The sequence below is a fragment of the Amycolatopsis sp. NPDC054798 genome (assembly GCF_053611505.1).
In genome coordinates, this window is record NZ_JBSHAM010000043.1 from 52,717 (window position 1) to 60,258 (window position 7,542).

General features: G+C 70.9%; 7 protein-coding genes. 6 read left to right on the plus strand and 1 reads right to left on the minus strand.

Annotated features, from left to right (window positions below; translation table 11 throughout):
- Window positions 1–224: 224 nt before the first annotated feature.
- On the plus strand, window positions 225–644 hold the full coding sequence (locus tag ACWGIC_RS25165; protein WP_452078404.1) for a hypothetical protein: 420 nt from the start codon (window positions 225–227) through the stop codon (window positions 642–644).
- Between the two features lie 52 nt (window positions 645–696).
- Here ACWGIC_RS25165 and ACWGIC_RS25170 read toward each other — a convergent pair whose 3' ends face one another.
- Window positions 697–1,884, minus strand: coding sequence for a neutral zinc metallopeptidase (locus ACWGIC_RS25170; RefSeq protein ID WP_452078405.1), 1,188 nt, complete (start codon window positions 1,882–1,884; stop codon window positions 697–699).
- A gap of 198 nt (window positions 1,885–2,082) precedes the next feature.
- Between ACWGIC_RS25170 and ACWGIC_RS25175 the strand changes: the two genes are divergently transcribed.
- From ACWGIC_RS25175 to ACWGIC_RS25195, 5 genes are read left to right on the plus strand one after another with little or no spacing between them, the layout of a single operon-like run.
- Window positions 2,083–3,444: a hypothetical protein gene (locus ACWGIC_RS25175; protein ID WP_452078406.1), complete on the plus strand. Its 1,362-nt coding sequence runs from the start codon at window positions 2,083–2,085 to the stop codon at window positions 3,442–3,444.
- Window positions 3,438–4,073 (plus strand): DUF4129 domain-containing protein, encoded by a 636-nt coding sequence (locus ACWGIC_RS25180; protein ID WP_452078407.1) that lies wholly within the window; start codon window positions 3,438–3,440, stop codon window positions 4,071–4,073. The genes ACWGIC_RS25175 and ACWGIC_RS25180 overlap by 7 nt, the downstream gene beginning before the upstream one ends.
- The gene (locus ACWGIC_RS25185) at window positions 4,070–5,209 is read left to right on the plus strand and encodes a DUF4350 domain-containing protein (protein ID WP_452078408.1); all 1,140 of its coding nucleotides are present in this window, start codon (window positions 4,070–4,072) and stop codon (window positions 5,207–5,209) included. Before ACWGIC_RS25180 ends, ACWGIC_RS25185 begins: the two co-directional genes overlap by 4 nt.
- An 11-nt stretch (window positions 5,210–5,220) precedes the next feature.
- On the plus strand, window positions 5,221–6,171 hold the full coding sequence (locus ACWGIC_RS25190) for an AAA family ATPase (RefSeq protein WP_452078427.1): 951 nt from the start codon (window positions 5,221–5,223) through the stop codon (window positions 6,169–6,171).
- Window positions 6,172–7,452 (plus strand): DUF58 domain-containing protein, encoded by a 1,281-nt coding sequence (locus ACWGIC_RS25195; protein WP_452078409.1) that lies wholly within the window; start codon window positions 6,172–6,174, stop codon window positions 7,450–7,452.
- Window positions 7,453–7,542 lie beyond the last annotated feature (90 nt).

Here is a 7,542-nt window from a genome sequence, read left to right on the forward strand (position 1 = left end):
CGCAAATTGCCGTTCACGGCCTCTTTGGGCTAAGTTTATCCCCACAAGGAGCCCTTCACGGACGTCTCGGGTGTGCTGTGTGCGGGAGGGTTCGCGGTCGCGCGGCGCGCCGGGGTCCCCCGTGCGCGGGCACCTCACTGGGTTTTGCCCCCGGCATCTGGAAGCATGGCGTCGTGCAGGTTTCCGACCCCCCGCATAAGGGCCCCGTCAAGCGGTGGCTGCAGGTGGGCATCCCGGTCGCGGCCGGGGTGCTCGTCGTGGTCTTGGCGTGGCTCGCCGGCCCGGGGCTGCTCGGCATCCAGGCGAAGTCGCCCGGCGCGCCGGTGAACGCCCAGATCACCAAGGCCGTCGACTGCTCGGTTCCCGGTGCGGCCGAATCTGTCTCCTTCCAGCTCGGCGGCAAACCGCGCCAGGGCACCCTCGACAGCTGCGGGCACGGCAAGGACGAGCACCTCCAGGTGCTGGTCCCGGACGACGCACCGGCGGACGGCGTCATCTCGGTCACCGCGCCGGACAGCGCCGTGGGCGCGCAGGACCTGCGGGCGCCGATCGCGCTGGCGCTGCTGGTGTTCGCCTGCTTCTGCGGCGGGATGTACGCCTACCTGGTGATCCGCGGTCCGGGCAAGCTCGCGCTGCTCAGCTGACCTGAACCCAGTCCAGCCCGCGTGAACCACGACAGCCGTAGTGGCGACCAGCTCAGCTGACGTCCGAGTCAGACGCGGCGAAGGTGTTGCAGTCCGCGATCCGGTTGTCCTTCGCTCCGGCCCGCCACCACTGCGCGTAGTGCGCGTTGGTGCCGTGGTCGTGGCTGCGGGAAGTGTTGTCTCCGCGGGTTTCCTGGTCGTTCCAGGCCTTGTTGTACATGTCGCGGGTGATCGTGCCGCCGCGGTCGACGTGCGCGCCGAGGAACATCCCGGAGAAGCACTGCGCCTGCAGTTCTTTGCGGCGCGACATGTCCAGGCCCTCGGGGCTGTTCTGCCCGGCCGCGTAGATCTTCTGCCACGCGGCGTCCATGATGCCCGCGACTTCCTGCACGTGGTGGCCGTACTCGTGGGCGAACAACGCCAGGTAGACGCCGGGGTTGTTGCCGTACTGGTCGGTCTGCAGGCCCTTGAACGGGACGTACAGGTTGTTCTCGCAGTAGTACGCCGCGGTGGCGATGCCGACCTGGATGGTGCCGCATTCGGTGTCGAAGCTCGGCCCGGTCGGGAAGTGCAGCGCGGGCGGCGTGAACGGCAGGTTGTAGGACTCGAGGAACGGGCCCCACGCGGCGTCGAGGCATTTGCTCGCGGCGGTGAAGAACGCTTCCGCACCGTCCTGTGTGCTCGTCCACGGCGGCAGGTTGCACACGCGGTTCTGCAGGCCGGCGTTGCGGTCCTGCAGGATCGGGTGGTCGGCGAGCTTGAGGACCTTGTGCGGGCCCGCGCTGGCCGAGGTGCTCGGGCTTTCCGACGGACTGGTCGGCGTGCTCGAGGTGGTGGCCGAGCCGCTGGTGGGCGGCAGCTGATAGGCGGACGTCGGCGTGGGCGGCGCGGCCTGGTAGCCGGCGTTGCTGGAACCCGACCCGCGGTTGAGCGAAACGATCGCCACGACGCCCAGCGCCAGCACCGCGACCGCGCCGAGGCACAGCCCGACGATCAGCCCGGTCGGCTTGCGCGGCGGTACCGGATAGGACGGCGGCGGCTGCTGCCACGGCGGTCCCTGCGGCGGCGGACCCTGATACGGCGGCTGTTGTCCCTGGTACGGCGCCTGTCCCGGCTGGGCCTGGTATTGACCTTGCGGCTGGCCCGGGTACTGGCCCGGCGGCACCGGTCCTTGGCCCGGCACCGGCGGCGGTTGAACGGTCCCGCGTGGCGGCACCTGGCCGTAGGGCGGTTGCGTCATCAGGGCAGTCCCGGTGGGTCTCGGCGCGGGCCGGGCTTCCCCCGGCTTGCCGTTCAGCATATCGGGGGACGCCCGGTCCGCCGCAGCACTTCGGCGGACTGCCTCCTCGCCCGGACGTCCCCCCAGGTCTGGCCGGGTGCGGACGGCTCTGGAAGAGTGGCGGCAGCAACCGCAGGGCCGTGCAAACGAGGGGCTCCGATGACAAACTCACCCGGTTCGCCCGGGCCGGGGGACGACACGCCTACGCCGAGCCGGGGCTTCGCCGCCCCCGACCCGGGCGCGTCCGCCGCCACTCCGCCGGAGACCGGCGAAACGGACACCTCGTCCTCGCCGTCCGGCACGAGCGCCGGAATTTCGTCGTCCGCCAGCGAAAACACCGGGGCGCGTCCGGCTGACGGGACTGACCAGACTGCCTCGGCTTCACCGTCTGCCAGCGAAAACGCGGCAGCGCGGCCGGGCGGCGAAAACCCGGCCGGCGCTTCGGGCGGCGAGGCCCCGGCTGGAACCACTCCGGCGCAGCCAGGGGAAAACCCGCAGCCCAGCGCGTTCCTGCCGCCCGGCGGAACCCCGCCCCCGGCAGGCGGCCAGTGGCAATCCCCGGGCCCGCAACCGCTTCCGCAGTACCCCGGCGGCCCCCACGGCCGTCCAGGCGCCGGCTGGAGCCCGAACGGACTGGGCAAACCGGGCGTGATCGCGTTGCGCCCGCTGAACCTCGGCGACATCCTCGACGGCGCGATCACCGCGATCCGCCGGTATCCGCTGCTGATCCTCGGGGTGTCCGCGATCGTCGCGGTGGTCTCGGCGGGGCTGGGCCTCGTCGCGTCGCTGTGGCTGGCTCCCGAGGTCAACCGGGTCGCCGCGCTCGGCCCGGCCGCGACTCCGCAACAGCAGCTCGACGCGGCCTACAGCCTGCTCGGCTCCACCCTCACCGCGCTGCTGCCCGCGCTCGTGATCTCCATGCTGGCGCAGACTTTCCTCACCGGTTTCCTCACCGTGGTGATGGGCAAAGCGGTGCTCGGCCGTCCGGTCGACTTCAGTTCGGCGATGCGCGAAGCCGCGCCGCGCCTGCTGCCGCTGCTGGCGGTCACCATCCTGTACACGCTGGCCACGATGGTCGCCGCGGCGTTCTGCCTGCTGCCCGCTGTGCTGCCGTACGTGTTCTGGTCGCTCACCGGGCCCGCGCTGGTGCTCGAACGCGGCACCATCGGGCAGGCGTTCTCGCGGTCGCGCCAGCTCGTGTCGGGCATGTTCTGGCGGGTGTTCGGGATTCTGCTGCTGGCGGCTGTGATCAGCTGGCTGATCTCGGCGATCATCAGCGTTCCGTTCAGCCTCGGCTCGGGCGCGTTCACCAGTATCTTCGACCCGCAGTCCGTGCCGAGGGTGACGACCGGCGGCCTGGTGCTGCAGTCGGTCGGCAAGGTGATCGCGGAGACGATCGTCATGCCGTTCACCGCGCTGGTCACCGTGGTGCTCTACATCGATCAGCGGATGCGCCGCGAGGGCATGGACATCGAACTGGCCAGGGCGGCGGGCATTCAGCCGCCGCAGCAGGCGTGGTGATCGGTTTTCTCGCCGACGTCCCGGTCGACATCGACCGGGACCCCGCCCGGCTGCGGGCGGTGCAGGAACTGACCGATCCGGGCTACGCGGCCGCGCAGCCGGGTTTGCTCGAACGGTTCTGGCAATGGCTCGGGCGGCTGATTTCCGAGCTGTTCAACGCCTTGTCCGGCGTCCCCGGCGGCCCGCTCGGCCTGCTGCTGGTGCTCGCGTTGCTGATCGTGCTGATCGTGGTCGTGCGGCTGCGGGTGGGCAAGGTCGGCCGGTCCGCGAAGACGTCCGGCGAGGTGTTCAGCGGACGGCGGCAGACCGCGGACGAGTACCGGAAAGCCGCCGAGGAAGCGGCCGCTCGCGGCGATTTCGCCGACGCGGTGCGGGATCGGTTCCGTGCGCTCGTGCGCGGGATGGAGGAGCGCGCGCTGCTCGACGTCCGCTCCGGCCGGACCGCGGACGAAGCCGTTGCCGAAGCCGGAAGGTTCCTGCCGGATTTGGCTGGTGAACTCACCGCTGCCGCGCGGCAGTTCGACGACGTGCATTACGGCGGGCGGCCAGGCACCGAAGCCGGATACCGCACACTGTCCGAATTGGACGAACGGGTCCGGCGGGCACGGCCGGTCTTGGCGGACGCATGAGCACAGCTGTTTCGCCGGATCTGCGCCGAATCTGGCGCGGTGCCCGGGTTCCGTTGGCGATCCTCCTGCTGATCGTCCTCGTCGCGCTCGCCATCGTGCTCAGCCGCGGCAAGCAGACCAGCGGCGAGTTCGAACCCGGTTCCTACGAACCGCGCGGCAGTCACGCTCTCGCGCATTTGCTGGAGCAGGAAGGCGTTCAAATCCGCGCCGTGCACACGCTCGCCGAGGCGCGCGAGGCCGCCGACAGCGGAACGCTGCTGATCACCAATCCGCAACTGGTGCCGTCGGACGGGCTGGCCGATCTGCGCCGCCGGGTCGCGCACCTCGTGCTCGTCGCGCCCGGAACGAAGGCGCTGGGCATGGCCGCGCCGACTGTCGAGCCGATGGGCGCGGGAGATATCCGTACGCTGCAACCGGTTTGCACGGTCGGCGCGGCGGTCAGCGCAGGCCCGGTCACGCTCGGCGGACGCCATTACCGCACCGACGACAAGACCGCGCGCGCCTGCTATCGCGACGACGGCGAAGCGACTTTTGTACAGCTGGCTGACCGTACCGGCACCGTGACTGTCCTCGGCGCCGCGGAGGCGTTCACCAACGACCAGATCGCCAAGGAAGGCAACGCGGCGTTCGGCATGCGGCTGCTGGGCGATCACCGGCAGCTTGTCTGGTATGTACCGTCCACAACGGACCCGGCGTTGGAGGGCGAGAAGAAGCCGTTCGTGGACCTGATCCCGCCCGGCTGGCGATACGGCGCGCTGACCGCGGGCATCGCGGTCGTGCTTTTCGCGCTGTGGCGCGCTCGACGGCTCGGGCCGGTGGTGCGCGAACCGTTGCCGGTGGTCGTGCGGTCGGCGGAAACGGCGGAGGGCCGGGCCCGGCTGTACCGGCGGGGCGGCGCGACCGGGCACGCGGCGGAAACCTTGCGCGAGGCAGCCAGGACGCGGCTGCGGAAGAGACTGGGATTGCCGCGCGACGCCGGCCCGCCCGCGGTGGTGGAGACGGTGAGCGCGCGGACCGGCCGGGCGCCGAACGAGGTCGGGGCGGTGCTGTACGGCCCGTCGCCGTCCGACGAGGCGGCGCTGGTGCGGCTGGCAGACCAACTGGACGCGGTGGAACGAGAGGTGGAGCGTTCTTGAGTACCGAACAGATGCAGGACGCGCGGGCGGCCCTGATCGCGTTGCGCACCGAGGTCGGGAAGGCTGTGGTCGGCAACGACGCGGCTGTCACCGGGCTCATCCTCGCGCTGCTCTGCCGAGGGCACGTGCTGCTGGAAGGCGTGCCAGGCGTCGCGAAGACGTTGCTGGTGCGCGCTTTGGCGGCGTCGCTGGACCTGAAAACGACGCGCGTGCAGTTCACCCCGGACTTGATGCCGGGCGACGTCACCGGGTCCATTGTGTACGACGCGCACAGCGGCGAGTTCTCCTTCCGCGAGGGCCCGGTTTTCACGAACCTGCTGCTGGCCGACGAAATCAACCGGACACCGCCGAAGACGCAGTCGTCACTGCTGGAGGCGATGGAGGAACGGCAGGTGTCGATCGACGGCGCCTCGCGGCCGTTGCCGGATCCGTTCGTGGTGGTCGCGACGCAGAACCCGGTGGAGTACGAGGGCACCTACCCGTTGCCCGAGGCGCAGCTGGACCGGTTCCTGTTGAAGCTGACCATGCCGGCTCCGTCGCGTGAGGACGAGATCGGCATTCTTTGGCGGCACGCACAGGGTTTCGACCCGCGAGACCTCGCCGCTGCGGGCGTCCGCCCGGTCGCCGGGGCAGCGGAACTCGCCGCCGCGCGAGAAGCGGTCGCGAAGGTGACCGTCGGCCCGGAAGTGATCGGTTACGTCGTCGACCTCTGCCGCGCGACGCGGGAACTCCCGGCGGTACGCATCGGCGTTTCTCCGCGTGGCGCAACGGCTTTGCTCGCCGTGACGCGCGCGTGGGCGTGGCTGTCCGGCCGGGATTACGCGACGCCTGACGACGTCAAGGCGCTCGCCCGTCCCGCGCTCCGGCACCGCCTCGACGTGCGGCCCGAGGCCGAACTCGAAGGCGTGACCTCGGACGGCGTCCTCGACCGGGTGCTGGCCTCCGTGCCGGTGCCGCGCTAAATGGCAATCACCGGGCGGCTCGGGCTGCTGGCGCTGCTGGGGGCGCTGGTGGTCGGGCTGCTGTTCCCGTCCGGCACCGGCGTCGCGGTTGTGGTCGCGGTGCTGCTGGTGCTGGTCGTCGTGGACCTCGTGCTGGCCGGGAGTGTGCGAGCGCTGCGGTTCTCGCGCAGCGGCACCACTTCCGTCCGGCTGGGAGAACCAGCCGAGGTCACGCTGACCGTGACGAACCCGGGCGGGCGCACCGTCCGCGGCTCGCTGCGGGACGCCTGGCCGCCGAGCGCCGGTGCCGACGACCGGCATCCGCTGGCGGTCCCGTCCGGCGAACGACGTGCTCTCACCACCGCACTGCTCCCGACCCGCCGCGGCGACCGCATTGCGGCAAGGGTGACCGTGCGCGCGGTGGGGCCGCTGGGTTTGGCTGCGCGACAGGGTTCGCACGAGGTGCCGTGGACGGTTCGGGTGCTGCCGCCGTTCCACAGCCGCAAACACCTGCCTTCCCGGCTGGCCCGGTTGCAGCAGCTGGACGGCCGCAACGCCGTGCTGATCCGGGGCCAGGGAACGGAATTCGACTCCCTGCGCGAGTACGTCATCGGCGACGACGTCCGGTCGATCGACTGGCGCGCGACGGCCCGCGCGTCGGACGTGATGGTGCGGACGTGGCGTCCGGAACGCGACCGGCAGGTGGTTTTGGTACTGGACACCGGTCGCGTCTCGGCGGGCCGGGTCGGCGACGCACCGCGCCTGGACGCGGCGATGGACGCGGCGCTTTTGCTGGCCGCGCTGGCTTCCCGGGCGGGAGACCGGGTCGATCTGGTCGCTTACGACCGTCGTGTGCGGGCTTCGGTTCCGAACGCGTCGACGCCGTCTTTGGTGAACGCCTTGGCCACGATCGAACCGTCACTGGTGGAGACGGACGCGCGGGGGATGGTCGCGGAAGTGCTGCGGCGGACGCGGCGGCGGGCTTTGGTGGTGCTGTTGACCGGGCTGGAACCGGCGCCGTTGGAGGAAGGGCTTTTTCCGGTGCTGGGGTCGTTGACGGCTCGGCACGAGGTGCTGGTGGCTTCGGTGGCGGATCCGCGAGTGGCGGAGATGGCGGCTTCGCGGGGGTCTGCGGAGGCGGTTTACGACGCTGCGGCGGCGGAGCGGGCGCTGGCGGATCGGGAGTCGTCGGTGGCGCGGCTGACTCGGCATGGGGTCGGGGTGGTGGACGCGGTTCCGGAGGAGTTGCCGCCTGCGCTGGCTGACCGGTACTTGGCGCTGAAAGCTGCGGGTCGGTTGTAGGTCCGTGAAGGGCCCCGAGAGGGCAATAGTTTCCCAATAAGTGCCCCTCACGGAGATCTACCCCTAATAGGGGAGGGTGTGTCCCGGCGC